At 71.0% G+C, this 19,434-nt stretch carries 25 protein-coding genes; all 25 read right to left on the minus strand.

Features of this window, described 5'->3' with window-relative positions; translation table 11 throughout:
- Window positions 1–10: 10 nt before the first annotated feature.
- Complete coding sequence (locus N5I75_RS32895) at window positions 11–763, minus strand: SPDY domain-containing protein (protein ID WP_476684858.1); 753 nt, start codon at window positions 761–763, stop codon at window positions 11–13.
- A 14-nt stretch (window positions 764–777) separates the two neighbouring features.
- Window positions 778–1,377 carry a hypothetical protein gene (locus tag N5I75_RS32900; protein WP_476683663.1) on the minus strand — a complete coding sequence of 200 codons (600 nt, stop codon included), beginning with the start codon at window positions 1,375–1,377 and terminating at the stop codon, window positions 778–780.
- 67 nt (window positions 1,378–1,444) lie between these two features.
- Window positions 1,445–2,275: an SPDY domain-containing protein gene (locus tag N5I75_RS32905; protein WP_476683665.1), complete on the minus strand. Its 831-nt coding sequence runs from the start codon at window positions 2,273–2,275 to the stop codon at window positions 1,445–1,447.
- The gene (locus tag N5I75_RS32910; protein ID WP_476683667.1) at window positions 2,272–2,682 is read right to left on the minus strand and encodes a hypothetical protein; all 411 of its coding nucleotides are present in this window, start codon (window positions 2,680–2,682) and stop codon (window positions 2,272–2,274) included. Before N5I75_RS32910 ends, N5I75_RS32905 begins: the two co-directional genes overlap by 4 nt.
- Window positions 2,679–3,029, minus strand: coding sequence for a hypothetical protein (locus tag N5I75_RS32915; RefSeq protein WP_476683669.1), 351 nt, complete (start codon window positions 3,027–3,029; stop codon window positions 2,679–2,681). Before N5I75_RS32915 ends, N5I75_RS32910 begins: the two co-directional genes overlap by 4 nt.
- A gap of 44 nt (window positions 3,030–3,073) precedes the next feature.
- Window positions 3,074–3,913 carry an SPDY domain-containing protein gene (locus N5I75_RS32920; RefSeq protein ID WP_476683671.1) on the minus strand — a complete coding sequence of 280 codons (840 nt, stop codon included), beginning with the start codon at window positions 3,911–3,913 and terminating at the stop codon, window positions 3,074–3,076.
- A complete protein-coding gene (locus tag N5I75_RS32925) occupies window positions 3,910–4,719 on the minus strand; it encodes an SPDY domain-containing protein (RefSeq protein WP_476683673.1) in 810 nt (269 codons plus the stop codon). The genes N5I75_RS32920 and N5I75_RS32925 overlap by 4 nt, the downstream gene beginning before the upstream one ends.
- A complete protein-coding gene (locus tag N5I75_RS32930) occupies window positions 4,716–5,105 on the minus strand; it encodes a hypothetical protein (RefSeq protein WP_476683675.1) in 390 nt (129 codons plus the stop codon). Before N5I75_RS32930 ends, N5I75_RS32925 begins: the two co-directional genes overlap by 4 nt.
- Window positions 5,106–5,419: 314 nt before the next feature.
- Window positions 5,420–6,148 (minus strand): hypothetical protein, encoded by a 729-nt coding sequence (locus N5I75_RS32935; RefSeq protein ID WP_476683677.1) that lies wholly within the window; start codon window positions 6,146–6,148, stop codon window positions 5,420–5,422.
- 28 nt (window positions 6,149–6,176) lie between these two features.
- On the minus strand, window positions 6,177–6,941 hold the full coding sequence (locus N5I75_RS32940; RefSeq protein ID WP_476683679.1) for a hypothetical protein: 765 nt from the start codon (window positions 6,939–6,941) through the stop codon (window positions 6,177–6,179).
- A 30-nt stretch (window positions 6,942–6,971) separates the two neighbouring features.
- A complete protein-coding gene (locus N5I75_RS32945) occupies window positions 6,972–7,676 on the minus strand; it encodes a hypothetical protein (RefSeq protein ID WP_476683681.1) in 705 nt (234 codons plus the stop codon).
- A 21-nt stretch (window positions 7,677–7,697) separates the two neighbouring features.
- Window positions 7,698–8,612 (minus strand): hypothetical protein, encoded by a 915-nt coding sequence (locus N5I75_RS32950; RefSeq protein WP_476683682.1) that lies wholly within the window; start codon window positions 8,610–8,612, stop codon window positions 7,698–7,700.
- Entirely contained in the window at window positions 8,609–9,385 is a 777-nt protein-coding gene (locus tag N5I75_RS32955; RefSeq protein ID WP_476683685.1) for a hypothetical protein, read from the minus strand. Before N5I75_RS32955 ends, N5I75_RS32950 begins: the two co-directional genes overlap by 4 nt.
- Entirely contained in the window at window positions 9,382–9,798 is a 417-nt protein-coding gene (locus N5I75_RS32960) for a hypothetical protein (protein WP_476683687.1), read from the minus strand. Before N5I75_RS32960 ends, N5I75_RS32955 begins: the two co-directional genes overlap by 4 nt.
- Before the next feature lie 107 nt (window positions 9,799–9,905).
- Window positions 9,906–10,403, minus strand: coding sequence for a hypothetical protein (locus N5I75_RS32965; RefSeq protein ID WP_476683689.1), 498 nt, complete (start codon window positions 10,401–10,403; stop codon window positions 9,906–9,908).
- Window positions 10,404–10,437: 34 nt separating this feature from the next.
- On the minus strand, window positions 10,438–12,207 hold the full coding sequence (locus tag N5I75_RS32970; protein WP_476683691.1) for a vWA domain-containing protein: 1,770 nt from the start codon (window positions 12,205–12,207) through the stop codon (window positions 10,438–10,440).
- Window positions 12,204–13,343, minus strand: a complete 1,140-nt coding sequence (locus N5I75_RS32975) for an AAA family ATPase (RefSeq protein WP_476683693.1) — start codon at window positions 13,341–13,343, stop codon at window positions 12,204–12,206. The genes N5I75_RS32970 and N5I75_RS32975 overlap by 4 nt, the downstream gene beginning before the upstream one ends.
- Before the next feature lie 194 nt (window positions 13,344–13,537).
- Window positions 13,538–13,759 carry a hypothetical protein gene (locus N5I75_RS32980; protein ID WP_476684860.1) on the minus strand — a complete coding sequence of 74 codons (222 nt, stop codon included), beginning with the start codon at window positions 13,757–13,759 and terminating at the stop codon, window positions 13,538–13,540.
- An 89-nt stretch (window positions 13,760–13,848) separates the two neighbouring features.
- Window positions 13,849–15,105, minus strand: coding sequence for an MFS transporter (locus N5I75_RS32985; protein ID WP_476683694.1), 1,257 nt, complete (start codon window positions 15,103–15,105; stop codon window positions 13,849–13,851).
- Between the two features lie 70 nt (window positions 15,106–15,175).
- The gene (locus N5I75_RS32990; protein WP_476683696.1) at window positions 15,176–15,526 is read right to left on the minus strand and encodes a hypothetical protein; all 351 of its coding nucleotides are present in this window, start codon (window positions 15,524–15,526) and stop codon (window positions 15,176–15,178) included.
- Entirely contained in the window at window positions 15,523–15,924 is a 402-nt protein-coding gene (locus N5I75_RS32995) for a hypothetical protein (RefSeq protein WP_476683698.1), read from the minus strand. The genes N5I75_RS32990 and N5I75_RS32995 overlap by 4 nt, the downstream gene beginning before the upstream one ends.
- Window positions 15,925–15,994: 70 nt before the next feature.
- Window positions 15,995–17,176 carry a hypothetical protein gene (locus N5I75_RS33000; RefSeq protein ID WP_476683700.1) on the minus strand — a complete coding sequence of 394 codons (1,182 nt, stop codon included), beginning with the start codon at window positions 17,174–17,176 and terminating at the stop codon, window positions 15,995–15,997.
- Window positions 17,177–17,228: 52 nt separating this feature from the next.
- Entirely contained in the window at window positions 17,229–18,035 is an 807-nt protein-coding gene (locus N5I75_RS33005; protein WP_476683702.1) for an SPDY domain-containing protein, read from the minus strand.
- Window positions 18,036–18,081: 46 nt separating this feature from the next.
- Window positions 18,082–18,819, minus strand: coding sequence for a glycosyltransferase (locus N5I75_RS33010; RefSeq protein WP_476683704.1), 738 nt, complete (start codon window positions 18,817–18,819; stop codon window positions 18,082–18,084).
- A 60-nt stretch (window positions 18,820–18,879) separates the two neighbouring features.
- Window positions 18,880–19,404, minus strand: a complete 525-nt coding sequence (locus N5I75_RS33015) for a hypothetical protein (protein WP_476683706.1) — start codon at window positions 19,402–19,404, stop codon at window positions 18,880–18,882.
- Between the last annotated feature and the right edge of the window lie 30 nt (window positions 19,405–19,434).

Genomic DNA, 19,434 nt, shown 5'->3' on the forward strand with positions numbered 1-19,434 from the left:
GACGGGCCGGTCAGCGCGTGCGGCCTGGCGCAGGTCCGGGCGGCGGCGCAGCAACGCCGGTCACGCGGCGGTGCCGCTCGGCGAGGGCGCTGATGCGTCGCTCCAGAGCGCAGGCGACGTCCGTCGCGGGGACATGGCGGGTGTCGACGGTCATGCGGTCGCGGGCCCAGCCCGGGATGCGGCCAGGGTCGCGCCTGATGGGCGCGGGGTCACAGAGCGCCTGCGTCACGGCGGCGATCAGGTGCAGGGGCGTGGTGCCGGTGAACACGGCCCGCCAGATCGTCGGGTCTCGGATGACGGCTGTCTCGATGTGCCACAGGTCGCTGCCGGGGTTTCCGACCCGCTCAACGCGCGTGATGCCGTCGGGGTCTGCGAGCCCGCCGAAATGCCGGGGCGGCTGCCATCCCGCGTCCTGCAACGCCGTAAAGGGATCGATCGCAGTTGTAGGCGGCCCGGACGGGTGGGTCAGTGCGTCGGCGAACGCGGCGATGATCTCCACGGGGGTGCGGCTCTGGAAGGTGGCCGCCCAGGCGGGATGGTCCGCGGTACGTGCATGGCGGATGGTCCACCAGTCCGGATCATCCGGATCGTCGGGAGCCAGACGCAGGTGCGTGAGCTGGTCCGGGCTGGTGAGCAGGACGCGAGGTGTGAGCGGTTCATGTCCGTGGCTCCAGCCGGCGACCCGGTGCAGCGGCTGGGTGATCCAGCCGGGATCGCCGATGCCCGCGAGGGAGCGCGGGGCGATGAACGCCTGCTCGACCATCTCGCTCACGCCCGTCACCGCCGGACCCTGGACGGTGTGGCGGTGGCTTTGTGCGCGGGTGCCGTCGTGGGCAGGGCCGTAGCGGATGCGTTCGCCTGCCGCTGCGCGAGTGCGTTCACTGCGAAGATCACCTGGCCGTGGATGGCCCACTGGTCGAGGTGGGACCAGGCGTCCGCGTAGCTCTCGGCGAGCGGTTCCTCGTACGCCCGCGTACCGGGGCGCGCACTGTCGGGCAGTGCGGCGCGAACCGCGAGCCAGTCGTCGAATACCGCGGAAAGGCGCTGCGAGGCATCTCGCAGTTCTCGGACCTGCCAGGCGTAGCGCCGTGTCCGGTCGGTGGGCGACAGTCCGGCGAGCTGCCGTTCGGCGACATCCACGAGTTCGTCTGCGTGGTAGTACACCCGGCCGAATGCGGACAGGGTGTCGGCGTCGCGTTTCTGCTGGCGACGGCCGTAGGCGTCCTCGTCGTGGGGCTGGAACGTCTCGGGGTCGGAGTGCCGGTCGGAGTAGTGGTCCCAGGCGGCGAGGATCTGCCGACTGTGCCGCAGATAGATGGCGAGCTGACTGAGATAGAGCCGGTGGGCCGGGCTGGCCGGTTTGAGTGAGATGGTCAAAAAGGGCCTTTGGGTGCGCAGTTGTGAGGGGCAGCGGGTGCGGAGCGGCCGGAGCCGCTCCGCACGGTCAGCGGTTGCGCGAGGCGGACGTGGCCGCCTCGACGGCGGGGCCAGTCGACGGCTGGGCCGTGGGGGTGCTGTTGCGGCGGGCCTTGCGGGCGGCGGCGGCCCGGCTGGCCTTCAGCCGCGCTTCGTGGGCGGCGGCGAGCTGCTTGCCCTGGGCGCCGCGTTCCACCTGCGTGACCAGATGGGAGTGGGGGACGTCGTAGCGGCCCCGGGAAACGGGAGCCGGATCGACCAGGGCGGCGGCGAAGCCGGCGAGCAGGTGGCGAGGGGTTCGGTCGTCGAAGTGCGCGTGCCACAGCCGTTCGTGACCGCCGAGTCCGGTGGGCAGTGCGACTTCGGCAGTCCAGGCGAAGTGATCGCTGGTCAGGTTGGCTCGCCGCTCCAGGGTGGTGATGCCGTCCGGATGGCGTGCTTGCTCGTTGCCTCGTTCGTCGCGCTCATAGGTCCAGTCGGCTGTTCGCAGCGTCGACCAGATGTCCGCTTCTGCCTCGGGCGGCGTGCGCACGAGCGCGTCGGTGAACCCGGCGATGATCTCGACGGGGGTGTTGCCGCCGAAGGACGCGTGCCATCCACCCCACGGTGTCGACGCGATACGCCACCAGGAGCTGTAGGTGCTCGGTGTGGGTTCCAGGACGAACGAGTGTTGGTAGTCAGGGCTGACCAGGACGACGTGGGGGAAGTCGGGGTCGTCGAAGTTCTTCCACCCGGCGGCCCGCAGAGCCTGGGTGATGTGGCGCGGGTCGCCTGGTCCGGCGAGGTGGCGGGGGGTGGTGTCGCACCACATACGGGACCAGGGTTCGTGGACCTGGCTGGGTATGTACGGGCGGGTCACGACTCGCCTGCCGAAGCGCGGAACTCGGAGGGGAGTCTCGAGTCGAACGGCAGCCCGCCCAGGCGGTGGATGTCCCAGTGCAGGTCGTGGCAGTCAGTCAACTCGGGCGCGGCTGTACGGAGTCTGGCGATGATGTGCCGGCTCTCGACGGACCACGGGCTCAACGCGTGCATTTCGATGAGGTGGGCGGTGTTGCGCAGGAGGGTGCCGAGGATCATGGGGACGCCGTACTCCTCGTTCAGGGCCTTCGCCAGCAAGGGCTGGACGTCGGCCATGAGTACCGGGTCGCGCAGGGACCAGGCGAGCTGCTCCAGAACGTCCAGGGCGTGGCCGATTTCGTCGAGGCTGGGCGCCTTCGTGCGGTGGATAGCGGGCGCGGCCAGATGGGGCTCCTGGGGGTGGTTCATCGGGCGGGCGGCGGGTCGGCGGCCTGGGAGAACTGGCTCTTCAGGCGCTGTACGTCCCAGTGCAGGACGTGCCAGTCGGTGGCCTCCTGCGCGGCTTCCCGGAGCCCGGCAACGATCAGGCGGATCTCGTCGCTGTCGGCCTTCGCCTCCTGGGCGACGAGGCGTGCGGCACTACGAAGAGTGTCGCCGAGCAGGATGGGTACGCCGGTGTCCTGGTCGAGGAGGACGGCGAGCAGCGGCAGCACGTCGGCTACGGACGGATCGGTGTGCAGGTAGTTCTGGACCTGGGCCAGGGTGGCGGTCGCCTGCGCGACGTCGTCGGCGCTGGGGGTGGAGGAGGTGGGCATCAGTGTCCTTGGACGAGGGAGAAGTGAGGTGTACGGGCCCGGGGTCAGCGGTGGCGCTTGTGGCGAGCCGGTCCGGGTGGTGGAGATGAGGGCGAGGGCGTGCCGGTGCCGGTGCCGGTGCGCTGCGCGGCTTCGAGGCGCCGCCGATGCTGCAGACGGTGCTGCTCCGGCGTGACGGGGCTGCGCCGGGAATCGAGGAAGCCGAAGGTGTGCTGCGGCGTCTGCCCCTCCGAGCGCAGGAGCGGGGCGGGATCGGTGAGCGCGTTGATGAACCCGGCGAGGGCCGCGGGCGGGGCGGCTTCGTCGATGGAGGCGTTCCAGATCCACCGGTGCCGCCCCTCGGCGATCGGGACGGAAACCCGAACTGCCCAGCGCGGTATCGGTGTTTCGGCGAGCGAGGACTCGCGGGAGAGGTAGGCGGTCTCGTCCGGGGACAGCGCGGCACGCTCCCTGCCGGCCAGCCGCATGGTCCACCCGCGGCCGACCGCGAGGCGCCACAGCTCTGCCTCCTCGGGCCGGGGCCCGGTGCCGTTCAGCGCATCGGTGAAACCCGCGATGATCTCCACCGGGGTGTGGAAGCCGAACCGGGCCGACCACGCGCGGCCCTGCGCCGCCGCCGGGTGAACGCGCCAGGACGCCCGGAACTCGTCCTCCTCGGGTTCCAGGGTCAGGTGCAAACGGCCGTCGGGGCTTTCCAGCAGGACATGCGGATAGCCCGCAACCGAGTGGTTGCTCCAGCCGGACGCGAGCAGGTACTCGGTCACGTGACGGGGGTCACCCCCGCCGGCCAGGTGCCGCGGTGCCACCTCGTCCAGCCAGCGGACGGTGTTGACGCGGTGCAGGGTGGGGCCATTGACCCGCGAGTAGAAGCGTTCGTGGCTCACCGCATCCGCCCGGCCTTGGCGTACGGGCGGGCTCCGGGCGCTTGAGGACGTGCCTTGTTGGTGGCGAAGGCATTCTTGCCCCAGGCGGTGGCGCGGGCCGCGGCGATCCGGGCCTGCTGCCAGGCGCTGAGCTGGTGGGGCAGCACGGACACTGAGGTGGTGCGGATTCGCTGGGAGGGCGGAACGCGACCGAGAGGCCGCATCACCGGCTGCGGATCGGCGAGCGCAGTGCTGAACGCCTGCACCAGGTGCATCGGCGTGGTCGGCGTGAGCGTCGCCTCCCACACCCGGCCGTGTTCGTTGCGGGCCCCGGCCCACCAGTGCGCCTGTCCGGGGGTGTCCTGGTGGAAGCGGACAACGGCGTCGCCGTCCGGGCTGCGCGCGGTGAAGTGCTGCTGTCCGCGTTCGGCCTCCCAGCCGTGCTGCTGCAGGGGCTCCCACACGTTCGGGGCATGCGCCAAGCGCTCGGTGAACAGGGCGTCGGTGAAACCGGCGACGATCTCGACAGGCGTCTGCCGGCTGAACGTGGCGTGCCACGCCTCCTGCGTCGCGGTCGCCTTGCCGCTGATCGTCCACCCGCCGGGTTGCGTAAAGGGGTCGTACCCGATCCGAACGCTCTTGTCGGGGCTGTCGAAGACGACCGGGCCGCCGGTCTTGGACTTGTCCTTCCAGCCCGAGGCGCGCAAATACTCGGTGACGTGGCGCAGGTCGCCGCCGCCGGCCAGGTGGCGCGGTTCGACGAGGTAGTGCTGCTGCGGCTGCTGAGCGGTGGGGCCCCAGCCGGAGAACTGCTGGTTCTTCTTCACCGGCGCCGCCTCATGACCATCGCCGAGGCGGCCGGTGCCGCGTGCGGCCTGGCGGAGGTGACGGCGGGCGCGGCGACCTTCTGGATGGCGCCGGTGTGCTCGTGGAGGTCGGTGCCGACGCTGTTGAGTTCGTTGGAAGCGCGCCCGAGGGCCAGCCAGACCTCGGGAGGCAGAAGACCGCGCTCGGAGTTGACCTTCGCGAACAGGGATCCGGTTTCGACGAGTCCGGTGACCTCGCCGAGCAGCCCGGTGTCGTAGTCCAGGACGTGGGCCAGAAGTTGGGCCGCCTCGTGCGGGGGTGCCGCTGCCAGGTGGCGGCGGAGCTGAGCGAGCTGGGCGGTGATGGCCTCAGCCAGCTGTATGGACGGGAGGGGCGGGTTGGTCATGGGCCTCCTGAACAGGCCAGTTAGAGGTGCTAGTCGTGGTGGCGGAGGCGGTAGCTCTCGACGAAGAGGAGTGCGTCGCGGCGGCGGGCTTCGTCAAGGGCGGCTTCCGGGCGTCCACCGGCCAGCGGGATGGTGCGTTCTTGGCTGCCGAGGGTGACGGCGCGCAGGTACCGGCGGAACAGGGCGGTGACCAGGCGGGGTTTGCGGCCGGATGTGATGGGCGGTGGTGTGCGGTCATGATCGTGACTGACGGCAGGCTCCTGCGGGTGGGTGGGGCCAGCCCCGGTGAGCCGGGGCCGGCGGTGGTCGGCTGGTCAGCGCTTACGACGTGCGTGCGCGGCGGGTGGCGATGGTGGACGGCGTGCTGCCTGTTCGGCGAGCGCGGCGCGGTAGGCGATGCCGCCGAAGAGGCCGGCGTCGATGTCGACCTGGTATCCGGCGCGGGCCAGTAGAGGTACAGCCCGGTCGGCCATGGACTTCATGGCGATCTCGTCCGTCTCGTCCGGGATCTGATGCCAGACGTCGTCCTCGACTTGGTGCCGGTCGAGGCCGAGGCCGTCGAGCAGGGTCAGGAGATGCTCTGGGGCCGCGGCGCGAGTGTCGACGTAGATCGTTCCGTCGCTGTGGTAAACGGTGACGTCGCGCTCGTCGGCGAGGGTCATTGAACCGAGCCGCGCAGGGTGGTTGCGGTGCCCAGGTGGGGCCGGGGCACTGTGGTCACGTAGGGCCACGGCAGCATCCGTGTAGGCGGCGGCGTTCCAGACGTCGTCGGAGATGTGGACCAGGTATCCGGCTTTGTGCAGCCAGGGCACCGCATGGCTGGCGAGCCGGTTCTTCGCGTCTTCGTCGAGGTGGGCGGGTGCTTCGTGCCACACGTAGGTGGGGCCGGCGGTGGTCAGAGTGCGGCGGGTGAAGCCGAGGGTGTCGAGAAGGGCGAGCAGCGGTTCGGGCGCACCGGTTGGGGTGTCGGCGTGCACGGTGTCGCTGAGGGCTTTGCGGTAGAGCGTGACGTCGGTGCCGTCATCGTCGGCACGGTTTCCCACGGGTGGTTGCTCCTGGGGAGGTAGGGGGTTATCGCCGTCGGGCCGAGGGCGCAGCCGTGGCGGTGGCTGGCACGGTGGCCGGGGTGGTGCCGGTGCCCGGGGCGGGGCGGGCCGACGGGTGGCCGAGGGAGGTGCTGATGCCCAGCTGGGACAGGCGGTTGCCGACGGCGCGTGCGGAGGCGGCCTGGCGGGCGGTGTCGTCGCCCGATAGGACGAGGACAGCTCGGTCGGTATCGAGGACGAAGCCGTGGTCGGTGAGTACCTGGGTGACGTCGGCACGCTCGGGCTTGTCGACCACCAGCGCACCCTCCGACCAGGTCATGACCAGGCGCTGTGTGTCGGACGGCGCCGGCGTGAGCTGCTCGGCGTTGGCGAAGACGTGGTGAACGGCGACGTAGTAGCGGGGCAGGAGGTCGACGGTGACGGCCTCGGCCGCGCTGAACGGGTCGGCCTCCACGGTGATCCCGTCGGGCTCGCGTACGCCCCGGAATGCCTCAGCCGGTACGTCGTGGGGGGCAATCGCGGCGATGAGGTAGCCCTCGCCGTCGCCGAGCGGGTCGGTGACGAACAGGCGGGTTCCGTCGAGCCGTTGCAGTACCGCGCAGTGGTCCAGGGGTTGCCTGGCCAGGGTCTCGGCGATGTCGTTCATGTCCCACACGTGGTCCGTGAGGATGTCGCGGACATCGAGACTGCCGAGGTCGGGGTGGTACGTGCTGGTCCAGGCGCCGGGAAGTTCGCCGGCGAGGACAGTGGCGAAGGAGGCGAGGCTGGTGTCGGGGATGGGGTCGTGCATGGGCTCCTCGAAAAGGGGACGGGGTGCGGGTCAGCGCCTCGGGTGTGCCGGTGCGGGGGCGGTTGGCACGGCGACGGGAGTCGAGGACAGACGCGGTGGCGGGCAGGCGCAGACGGCGGAGGCTTCGCGTTCATCCGGTCCGACCTCGGTGGTGCACGCGCGGCGCTGGGGATGGTCCTGGTGCCGGTCGGCGAGGTCGTTGCGGGTGTGAGCCAGGTCGGACCACAGGACACCGAGCCGGTGTTCGGCGAGGTACTGCAACCGCTTCGCGGTGTGCGGATCCGCCGGATGGCCGAGGTCCTGGCAGAAGGCGGCGGTGGCCGCGAGAACCTCGCCCAGAGCGATGAGGACGCCGTCGTGGGAGGCAGTCAGTTCGGTCAGGACGTCAGCGACCTCGTCGCTGGTGGTGGCGTCGCGGATCCGCTCGGCGAGGTGAGCGACCTGGGCGCCGAGTGGCAGGTAATGCGGCTCGCGGGTCGCGGTGTCGAAGTCAGCATCCGTGTCGACCGTGTAGTTGACGGCGCGCAGCCGGGCCACGGCGCGGGTGGCGAGACGTTTCTTCTCTGCTTCGTCGAGGCCGACGGGCAGGCGGTGATAGGTCTCGTGGAGGCGGACGACAGGGACGAAGCCGGTGCGCTGGAGGATGCTGTGGGCTTCGGGATCGCCGCCGCGGGCGAGGACTTCTCCGGAGTGCACGTCGCGCCCCAGGACCAGGAGTCGATCGGCGAGGGCCAAGGGGGAGGTTCTTTCTGACGGTCAGCGGACACGCCGACTGGTGCCGGGCGCGGCGGGCAGCCCAATCACAGGAGTCGAAGGCGGTGTTGGTGTCGTGGCTGAGGTACGACCGTTGGCCGGCAGAGAGCCAGCCATGGCGTCGAGGTCTTGCTGGATGCCGTGCAGGCGGCGGGCGATCAGCTCCAGCTGATGTGCACTGCCGGGACCGTGCGCGCCGGGTAGGCGGTCGAGCCGCTGTGCGGTGTGCTCGACGAGGCCGCGCACGGTGGACAGCGGCCCGGTGCGCTCGTCGGCGAGTTGCCTTAGCAGGGAGGCGAGTTGGGCCGTGATGTCTATGGCGTCGGCCTGCAGTATGGAGCGTCCGGCAAACCGGGCCTGCTGGACGGCCTGCTGCGGATCAGGGCCGGTGCGGGGCGCGATGAGGCCCAGTTCGGCCTCGATGCGCCGGCTCTCGACGGTGATCTCCTCGAACAGCGGTCGCTGCTGCGTCCATGAGCCGTCGGCGCGGATGAGGTTGGCGATCAGATGAAGGCGTCCGGGCTGCGCCTGAACGGCGATCCACCGGCAGCCGTGATCGTCCCCGGGGTGGTGGATACCTGTGGCGCGGGCGATCCGGTGGGCGATCTCGGCCCACTCCGGGAGGGTGAGGTCGCGGTCGTCAGGATGCAGGCGTGCGGACGCATGCCAGATGGCCCGGCGGTCGCCCTTCTCGTCGGCCGCGTGGCGGTGCTGCCAGGACGGATGGTTCAGATGCTGGGCCCACTCGGACGAGGTCCAGACCCGGTCCTCGTCGTCGAGGAAGTAGGCATCCAGCCCCGGCCAGTGGGCGACCACCGTGTGGTCGGTCAGCCCTTCCCGGCGGCTGACGGGTCGGCCCAGCGCCTCGGCGACCGCATCGTTGGGGTCGATGCCGCGCTCGTGAATGCGAATGATCATGAAGGTGTGAAGTTCCGTGTTGCGCGGACGTGCTGGGAAAGTTCGTAGGCGGTGGCGATGAGCGTGTACTCCCGCACCAAATCGGCGTGGACGGCCGGATCGCCGGGCGGCAGCGCTTCCAGTGCGTGGCCGATCGCCGTGAGGGCCTCGGGGTAGTGGCCCAGACTGCGCCGGGCGGAGGCCATGCGAAACAGGGCGACCGGATCCGTCAGCCCGCCCTCGGGGAGCAGCCCCACCAGGGCCAACATCAAGGACGCCCGGCCGGGCAGCAGGCTGCCCAGCCACAGACCGTGCAGAAGGACATGCACGGTCTTGGAGTGAGCGTCGGAGGCAACGAGCACGCGGTCCATGACGGCCAGGCCATCCGGCTTGGATTGCCCCAGTCGCGAGAAGGCGTACAGGGCTTCCGTGTACGGGTCCTGGTCGAGCACGCTCACCGGCACCTTGTTCAGGAGCGATTCGATGGTGTGGCAGCGGAAGTCGTAGCGCAGCGTGCTGAGGTAGAGGTGCCGGTACGTCTGCCAGATCACCGGGTCGGTGCTGGAGTCGGTCACCTGCTCCTCGGTGAGTAGACCGAGCGCGCTGTTCTGGGCGGCGCGGGCCCGCCAGGCGACGTCGGCGCACATCGCGGCCGACTCCTGCCACGTCACGTTCGCCTCGCGCAGCGCTTGGGCTAGAAGCTGTGGCCACTCGCTGTCGGTGATCGCCTCGATGGCCGCCGACGCCGCACCGGCCAGGGCCTCGGCGCGCTCGGTCTCGGATGCGTGGGTCACTGGCCGCCTCGGGCGTCGGCGACATGGACCACCTGATTGAGTTGGGTGAGCGAGTACCAGCCGCAGTCGACGACCTCGTCGGCGCCGGCCAGGCGCGGGACGAGATAACTGCGCAGGGCCTGCTGGTAGATGAGGCAGTCCGGGCACCGGGCGGACAGGTGCACGAGGTAGCGCGGGTGCGCGGTGATGTACGTGCGCTCGCCGCCGGCCGGGTCGTACAGGCGCCAGCCCTCCTCGTCGGTCGGGGTGTGCCACGACGGGGTGACGACCTTGTACGCGTCGCCCCACAGTTCGCTGCCGGAGGTGCCCTTGAGGATGACGACCCGGTCACCGGGACGGAAGTGGGCGTGGGTGATGTCCCGGTCGGGGGTGACGATGTCACCGGGGGCGTGCGGATGGCGGGATGCGGGCACAGCGAAGTTCCTTCCACGAGGTACGCGAGGAGGCGGTGGGAGGAACAAGGATCCGGACGATCCCCGGTTTCGGTAACCGGGGATCGTCGGGTATACGACCCGGCGTTCTACCGGAACGGGTTCTCCGTCCCGGTGTTCTCGGACGTGGCGGCATCGAGGAGTTCGGGCAGGTCAGAGCCATCGGCGTCCCGCTGGTCGATCCACCAGCCGGCGCGGTCGACGGTGCGGATCTTGTCTTCCAGGACGGCCCAGTCGGCCTCGTCCCAGGTGCCCTCGCTCACCAGCCCGGCGTACGCGGCGGTGACCAGCTGGTGACGGGAGCGCTCGCCCCAGTCCAGGGCCCGCTCGGGTCCTTCGAGCGGCGGCATGTCGAACTGCCCGGCCCACTCGCGGGCGGCCTGCTGCTCCTCGGCGCGCTTGGCGGCGATCCAGGCTTCCTTGGATTCCGTGTCGGAGTCGCGCGCGGCTTTCCAGCAGTCGGTGCAGTCGCGGCCTTCGAGCCAGCGCGCGTATCCGGCGCGCCGGTCGGCGGGGCGGTTGGACAGGTTGTGCGTCACTTCGTGTCCACAGCTGTGGATGATCTTCCAGGTCGTGCGTACTGTCATGTGATTGATCCTGCTTTCTGGCTTTTATCTTGTCTCAGCGTGTCCTGCGGATCGCGTCTGTGGCCGCCGTCGCGATGGCGGCGGGCGCGCTGGAGGGCTGGGGCAGGTGCAGCAAGGTGGTCCCCGGCAAGTGGCGGGACTCCGCGGTGAGGGTGAGCTGGAGTACGGCGCAGCCGGCGGTCGTGAGCTGCTTGACGCGGGTGACGGCTTGAGTGGTTTCGTCGCTGGTGTACCGGGCGTCGGTGACGATCACGAGGAGGCGGCCGGTACCGGGGCGGCTGAGTTCGAGGCCGTGGTCGAGTGCGTCGATGGCGTCGCCGAGGTTGTGGTGTCCGCCGTTGGCAGCGAACGTCGTCACGCGCTCTGGTGCTCGGTGGGTGGGTCGGGTGAGTGCGGTCAGGTGCTGGTCGTAGGCGATGGTGGCGGTGCGGGAGGCGGGGTCGGTCAGGGCTGCTGCCCGTGCCACGATCCAGGCAGCGGATGCGACGGGCGCGCAGGCGGCACGCATGGAGGCGGAGACGTCGACGGCGATCCCCACACGCAGGGGTGGGGTGGGGGAGTTCCGGCGGCGGGTGTGGGTGAACGGTTCCGCGGTGGGGACCGACCCGGCCGCGCGCTGGGCGTCGCGGGCGATGGCCGCGCGCATGTTGAGGCGGCCGGGCGGGGTGGGGCTGGTGGTCCGTACCTCGGTCCGCTCGCGGTAGGCGGCGGCACGCAGGGCACGGCTCAGGCGCGCGGCGGCCTTCTGCTCGGCGGCGGTGGGCCTGCGGGAGCCGGTGACCGGGGTGCTGGAGGGCGCCGATGTGCCGTCGGGGTTGAAGACGCGCCTGGCGGTGGCGGCGGCTTTGCGTCGCTGGCTGGCCCGCTGGACGCGGTCCCGAGCCTGTGCCTTGGACTTCGTGGCCACGGCGTTGGCCGCTGCATCCTGTGCCGTGAGGTCGGCGGCGTCGGTGGCGGCCGTGTTATCCATGACGACCACCACGGCACCGGACAGCAGATCGGCGAGGTTCTTCGGCACGGGCAGGGCGGGGGCCGCGGCGTCCAGAACGTCGCACCATTCTCGGCCGTGCGCGAGCATGGCAGTGGCGTCGTGGTCAGGACTCTGGTGGGCTGCGGTCCAGATGCGGGTGAGGGTGGCCAGCAGGTCTGCGCCCAGTACCTTTTCGCACAGATCGGCGACGGCCCGGGTCTCGCCAGCGTCCAGGATGCCGACGTCACGGCGGCCGAGGACCAGGGCCGCCACACCGGCGGCGTGCTCGATGCCCTGGAGGGTGGGGCGGGCGATGTCGGGCATAACCAGGGTTCGGGCGCTGGTGCGCAGGTAGGTGCGGTCCGTGGGCCGCGTGATCAGGTGCGCGCCCTCTACCCGGCTCTCCTCCAGCAGGAGCGCGGCCTCGACGACCCGGGGGTCCGCTCCGGTAGGCGCCGTCCACACGGAGTGGGCCGCGTGCGCGGCCTCGTGGACGAACACTCCCCAGGCGGCGGGATAGCGCTCCTCGTCGCCCATGATCCGAGGATGGATCTCGTGGGGCTTCAGCGGGGCGAAGAGGGTGGCGTCGAACTCGACCTCGCCCAGAGCGGGGAAGAACGCGGCCGGTGCTCCGCTGCGCGTGCCGGGGCGGCAGGTGACCAGGAGGTCCTGGCGGCCGGAGAGGGCGACCAGCCGGTCGCCGAGTTCGGCTCCCACGCGCAGCCACGCGTTGGGGGAGGAACGGGGTTGGGCGGGCGGGGCGCCGTCGTCGTCCCATCGCGCGAGGTCGGCGTCGTGGTCCGGCGTGGACTGGACGTGGTGGTGGGCGCTCATCGCGAGCGGCCCCGGTGTGCGGAGCCGGTGCTTGAGGGCTGCCGGAGGGCCGAGGCGGGGAGTTGCTTGCCGAGGGTGAGAGGGGCGATCTTTTTGACGCCGACGGCTTTGGTGACGGCGTCGGCGACGGCGTCGCGATCCTCCTCAGGGGCGATGCCGACGAGGTTCGCGAGCGCGGCTTTGGTGCCAAGGACTGCCTCGGTCTTCTGGTAGCTGAGCAGCTCTCGCAGTTGGGGGGCCCAGCCCAGCTCGCCGAGTTCGACTTGGCGGGACAGGTTTCGGGCGACCCGGACCACCCGGGCATCGATCCTCAGCGCCAGGGCGAGGTCATAGTCCGTGCCGACCTGGATCTGCACGCTGAACCGGCTCGACAGCGCCTCCGTCAACACCGCCCCGTGGACGTTCGGGTTGTGGCCCGCGACCACATAGAAGCCTGGCTCGGCCTTGATCGTCTCGCCCTTGTGGGCCTTGACCTGGATCTGCCTGCGCCCGTCCATCGCGGGATACAGCGCTGCCAGGACCATCGGTGAGATCAGGGTGGCATCGTCGATCAGCAGGGCGCGGCCCTCGGTCATCGCGGCGACCAGCGGCCCGTACTGGAAGGTGTAGCCTCCGTTGTCGGCCTGCGTGTACTCGCCGATCAAGTCGCCGACCGTGGTGTCGCCGTCCCCGGCGACGGTGAGCAGGTCCGGGAACGCTGCCTCGACCAGACTCGTCTTGCCGGTGCCCGGAGGGCCGTAGAGGAGCACCGGTACGTCGGCGTCGCGCAACCGGTTCAGCGCCTCTACGTCGGGCAGATCGGCCAGCTCGCGGGGGTGGTAGAGCTGGCCCCCCGCGCGGCGGATCGGGCCGCTCTGCCGGGGCGTGGATGCCGCGGTAATGGTCGTGCGGGCCTTGGCCGCCTGGGCGCGGGGAGCGTGGGTGCCTGGTGGGCTGATCACAGCGGCCTGCGCGGCTGCGGCGGTTTTCGCGTTCGCGCCGAACGACGGTTGGCCGGTTCCGCCTTGGTCGGCCTCACCGCGTCGCACCAGGGTGAGGGCGGCGTTGCGGACGGCGCCGTGGGAGTGGCCCAGCTGTCTGGCCATGTCCCCGATGGTGAGCGTGTCCGCCGGCCGATCGGCCAGCAGCCGGGCCACCTTGGCTCGTAGTTCTCCGCCCTTGGTGCGCGCTGGACTGGTAGGCGCAACGGGTGTGGTCAAAACGAGGATCCTTCAACAGGTGCGGGTGCGGGCAGAGTTGGCGATGCCCTGGAGCAGCTGGCCGCTCTCGGAGCGGATCACGGACTGTGCCGACATCGGCGACCGGACCAACCAGGGCGTACCGTCGGCGCTCACCGGGCGGCCGAGTGCTCGGTCCAGGGGCACGGGTACTCCGACGACGAGCAGCTCGCCGGCTGCTGAGCAGGCCCGTGCGTCTGCTCCGTACCGGGTTCCGTCGCTCGGCAGGCGCAGGCTGGCGTCTCTTCGAAGCCGGCCTGGAGCAGGACCCGCCGGGCGGCGGCGTTGTAGCCGGTGGTGGTGACCTCGCCGGTGATGGCGTGCCGGATCGGAATGAACGGCTCTGCTGGTACGTCGGGCAAGGCGGATCTCCTCATCGGTGGTGGGGGATGCGGGCAGGTATGGACAGATGGAGCGTGGTAACTCAGGGGCGCAAGGCATGGGCTGGCGTGCGGCGATGCCTGCCCCGGCGGTGGGCGGGGCCTGGAGCGGCCAGACGGCGGCGGGCGCCGAGCAGCACCGCCAGGCAGGCGAGGGCTCCGCCGGCCGGGAGCGCGGCGGCGTACGGATGCGCGGAGAGCGCGCCCGCGAGCGCGGTGCCCGCGGCCTGGCCGGTGCCCACCGCGGCGATCAGCCAGGCGTATGCCTCGGTGCGGGTGCCGGCGGGCGCGAGCGCATCCACCGTGAGGAACGCGCTGGTGATCAGCGCGGTGAGGAAGAGGCCCGGCAGCGCCGTGAGTATGATCGCGGAGTGCGGCCCGGGGCCCACGCAGAGCGGCGTCCACGCGAGAGCGAACAGCACTGCCCAGGTGCGGAGTTGACTATGTAGAGGGCCGGGCCAGTTGCGCCGGCCGTACAGGACGCCGCCGACGAGGCTGCCGACGGACAGCGCGGCGGGGATCACCCCGGACAGCAGGGCCATGCCGTGCCCTTCGGCCATGGCGACGGCCCACACGTTCATCGCTCCCAGCGCGAAGCCGACGCCGCAGACGGCGAGGAACAGCAACCGCAGCCCGCCGTGCTGCAGGGGCCCGAGGAGCCCGCCCGCACGCTCACCTTCGGGATGCCACTGCCGGGAGGGCGCGGCGCTGAGCACCGCGCTCGCCCCGAGCAGCCCGAGTACCGCGGTGACCGTCATGGCGGCGCCGGGCCCCTGGAGGGTGGACAGCGTGGCGACCAGCGGAGGTCCGGCGACGTAGATCAGGCCCTGGGCTCCTGTGTCGAGCGCGAGGGCGGCCCGGCGCCGCTCTGGATCCGGCAGCACCGCGGCCCACAGGGCGCGCAGATTCGCCTCCAACGGCGGCGTGCTCAGCCCTGCCATGACGACCATTCCGGCCGCGAGCCCCGGGGCGGCGACGGCGTCGGCGTACGCCAGCAGCAGGAGGCAGATCGTGGTCGCCAGGACGGCTGCCGTGGTGACAGCGGTCTGGCCGCTCCGGTCAATCATGCGCCCCAGGGCCGGCTGCCCGATGGCGCTCGCGAGCCCGTACAGCGCACACAGCAGTCCCCCGGTCGTGAGCGATCCTCCCTGTTCTGCGATCAGCAGGAGGATCGCGACGGGGACCGTGCCGTTGGGCAGGCGGCCGATCAGGGTGCCCAGCAACAGCCGGGCGACGTGCCGCTCGGCAAGCAATGGCCGGGAAGTGGGGCGGTCCTGCGGGCGGCTGGTACGGGAGTTCAACGCGGAGGTGCTTTCGGTGATCGTCTGGCGGGGACGAGAGGGGCGGGGCCTTCGTGTGGAGACGGCAGGGTCAGCGCCGTTGCCGCCGCGGCGTGCCAGCGGGTGCGGGTTGTGCGGTCATGGCGGTCTTCGTGCGGCGGGGCGCCGATGGCGCGGACGCGGCGGGTGGGACGGCGCGCAGGTCGGGGTCGAGGTCGACGCTGTAGCGGGCAGCTGTGAGCATCTCGGCGGCCCACGTGGCGTGCTCGTTCTCCCAGGTGCGGCCCAGGTCGAACGGCAGCCGGATCCAGACGCCGCGCAGCTGCGGGTAGGTGTCGAATCCGGCGCGCTTGAGGACGCTCGCGGCGAAGTGGTCGACCGGGCCCTCGACGTCGACTTCGCCGCCCTGGCCGCGGGTGATGCGGATCGGTATCTCGCTCATCGGCTCCGCCCCTTCGCGGCCCTCTGGGCCTGGCCGCCGATGGGCACGGCGCCGGGCTGGGGCAGGTACTCGGGGAGGGTGGTGGTCGGGGCGCCGCGGTGTTGCGGGGAGCGGGTGGAGGCGGCCTGCGCGATGCGGTTGCGGCGCTCCATCAGCCCCTTGCGCACGGACGGCCGGGGCGGTGAGGCGCTGCGGCCGGGGTCGAGGCTGTAGTCGGCGTGGACCTCATAGCCGTGACGGCGCAGGTCGTGGACGGCCTGGCGGGTGCGGCGGATGCCGTCCTGCTCGGGGTTGGTGAGCCGGTAAAGGCCCGGGGTCTCGGGGACGGGCTCGAACTGTTCGCGGACGAGGAACCATTCCGCGAGGTGTGCGGGGATGTTCGCGGTGGCGGCGGCCACGAAGCCGTGGTCGGGGTGGGCGCCGAAGCGGAAGTGGTCAGACAGTGGCGAATCCTTCTCTCGTGAGCGGTCAGCGGTGCACCGTCGGCGCCGGCGCGGCCGGGGGCGGCACGGGGCGGGAGGTGAGGGCGCGCTGGCTGGAGGAGGCCAGAGCGGTCGGCCCGGCCGGCTTGGCCGCGCGGACCTGTCGCTCGAACGCCGCGCTGTCGGCGAGCCACGTCTCGATGGCTGGCCGCGCGGACCGGCCGAACTCGGCCCGCACATGGTGGTACTCGTGGGTCTGCAGCAGTCGACGAAGCTGATGCAGATCGTTGTTGAGGGTGGTGTACTCGCGCATGGCCGCTTCGCTGTCGGCGAGGGCGCTGCGCAGCCGGACGACTGCGGCCTGGTCACCTGGCCAGGGGCTGGACGCGGGGTCGCATCGGGCGATCAGATCAGGGGCTAGGTCGGCCACGGTGCGGAACTGGATCCAGGCGAGGTCGGTGAAGGAACGCTCCAGGGCGTCTGTGATCCGTCCGGTCAGCGGCACGCCATCGGCGTAGTGGCCGGATTCCTTCATCTCCAGCAGCCTTTGGTGCTCGCCCCGGATGCGCTCCAGCGCCGCCAGAACAGTGTTCAGGTCCCGGTGGTGCACGGCGTTTCGGTAGAGGGGCAGGAAGGTGCCGGTGATGAGGGCGGCTGCCCGGTCGGGTTCGGCGGGCAGCACCATGGTTCTCGGTGTGGTGGGGTCCTCGAGAACGTCTTCCTTCTCGTGGTCGGTGAGCGCGCCGAGAAGGTAGCCGCTGGTGTGACCGGGTCTCTCCATCAGTAGCAGCTCGGTGCCCTGCCCGTCCTTGAGGACGGAGGCGAAGGGCACGTTGTGGTTCTGCAGAGCGGCGTGAATCTCCCCGGCTTCCCAGAGCTGGTACCAGAGGTCGTCCTGCCACAGCGGAAGGCTGTAAATCTCCAGCTGGGCGCTCCAGTTGCCCGGTAGCTGGGCGGCGATCTCGGTGCCGACGTCGCCGAGGTAGCGGCGGGTGCTGGTGACGAGGGCGATCCCGTGTTCGTAGGCGTGGGCTGCCAGGGCGCTGGCGGCACGCCGGGCGGCCTTGGGGTCGGTGAGCGGGACCGAGTAGGCCCCGCCGGGCTGGCGGGTGAGACCGGCGGCTTCGATGGCCTGGTTGGCCTTCTGGTAGTTCTCGCCGACGGCGATCGCGACGAGGCCCAGGGTGGCGCTGGTGCTGAGGGCGATCTCGGTTGAGGGGGGTGTCATCAGGGTCCTGGTGGGTCGATCCTGCGAGCGAACTCGTCCGAACGGACGTGGCTCAGCGGGACTTCGGCGAGCGCTTGGACGGGTGGCCGCGCGCGGGTTCGGCGGATGAGGAGCGTGCAGAAGGGGGTCGCGGCGTCGGAACGTGCTCGATGGTCACCAGAGGAAGGACGGCTTTGGGGAACGGGAAGGCCGTGGTGCGGAGAATGGGCCGCGGATCGAGCGTCTTGGTGACGACCGCATGCATGAGGAAGTCGGGCGCCTGCTGCGTGAACGAGATGTCCCACAGGTGACCGAGGTCGTCCGGGGAGGCGGCCACGTGCCAGGCAATGGATGCGTCGCCATGGATCGCAGGTGCTGACGAGTCCGGTGGCCGGCCGATCACGGCAGCCTGCCCGTCACGCGAGATGAAGCCGGATAGCCCGGAGGCGTCGAACGGGTTCCAGGCGTCGACGTCGACCAACAGCTCGAACGGGCCGGGTTCGACGCCGATTCCGTAGACGACGTGATCCGGATCGGCGGCCAGCTCGGCTGCCAGAGTGCCGACGAGCGTGGAGACGAATTCGATCGGCGCGGCGCCGCTGATGCTGGTCCGCCAACGCTCGGCGGCGTCCTCGTCACTGCGGGCCGAGACCACAAGGTGGGGGCCTCGTCCCACGCTCTCCTGCTCATGGCGGATGGTGACGCGCCGACAGGGGCTGGTGGCGGTGAACGAGGAGGTGTCGGTGTGCGCATCCCATCCTGCCTCCTCGGCGAACACGTCCAGGAATTCGCGGTGGGTGGAGGGGAGGCTGGCGGCCAGGTAACGGGGAGAGATAAGGATCTTCTCCCGGGGACGGTCCTGGGCCGGGATATCAGGCATAGGTGCTTTCGGTGAGGGGCGTATGGGGATAAGCGGGCCGTCCCGGCTACGCGGCGGCTGGGTCGCGGTCGCGCCGCGGCAGGCACGCGGCGCGCAGGCTCAGGCCGAAACGGTGAGCGAACGATTTCGCCCGCGACTCCAGTTCGTCGTAGCCGTCCTGCGCTGTCATCTGCCCCGGATGCTTGCGGTAGCGGTAGACCGGCACGGGCAGTACGACGCCCGGGGCCAGGCAGGTCACGGCGAGCGCGCAGTAATCCTCGCCCTGGACCAGGCCGCCCATGGGGGCCGCGCGCACCAGATCGGTGCGGGCCAGGAGGGTGGTCGGGCCGAGCGGGATGGTGTCGGCCGGGTCCCGCCAGTACCGCCACACGTCCCCGGCCTCGTGCCGGCCCGGTGGCGTCGGGGGCTGCCACAGGGTCGCGGTTCCGTCGGCGTGGAGGTCCTGGCTGTATCCGGCGCACCAGCCCACCCCGGTCTTCTCCAGGACACGCAGCCGCACGTCCATCGCCTCATCGGTGAACTCGTCATCGTCGTCGGCCCAGTTGACGTACTCGGTCCGCACCTCGTCGAGGGAGAAGTTCCGGGCGCAGGCCGCGCCGACGGGGCGCGGAATGACCAGAGTGCGGACGCGGGGATCAGCGGCGAGGGTGGTGGGGAGCCGGGCGGGGTCGGCGCCGTCGAGGGCGACAATGGCCTCCCACGGCACGCTCTGCCGGCACAGGCTGGTGTGCATGGCCGCCAGGAACGCGAGGCGTTCAGAGCGGAGTTGGGTGGCGATGACCACCGTGATCTTCGGGTGCGGGGGCAGGGGGGTCTCCGGGCGGGGCGGTGTGGGGTGCTGGGGCTAGCGGCGGGTGGTCTTGCGGGGCGTCGGTGTCGCGGGTGACGCGGCGGTCGATGGGCGTCGCGCGGTGCGAGGCGAGATGATCGGGGGCCGGGAGTCCGGCGGCCAGGCGCCGGGGTTGGCGTTGATGCGGCTGCGGGGGTCTGTGTCCCACGGGACGACGGGGCCGCGGTCGTACGCCTGCAGGGCGATCACTTCGATGCCGTGCGGGTGAAGGACGTATGCCCACTCCAGTTCGTCGGTGCTGTCCTGCGTGACCAGGAGGCGTTCGGCCGTGTCGTCCGCGCCGATGACGATCACGTCGGTGATCTGGCGGCTGGGGTACTCATCACCTCCGGTCAGGGAGCGGCGCAGGGCTTCGGGAGCGCCGTCGAGGAGGTCGGTGCCCAGCTCGTCCCAGCCGTGTTCGACGTCGTCGATCAGGTGTCGGGCCATCGCTTCCAGATCACCGGCGAACCGGTGCTGGTAGGCGGCCAGGAGCAGGGGCAGTTTGCTGTCGGGGTAGCCGTCGAAGTGGACGTACATGCCGGCGAAGCCGTCGGCGGTGGGACGGGC

The organism is Streptomyces sp. R818, from assembly GCF_056172735.1.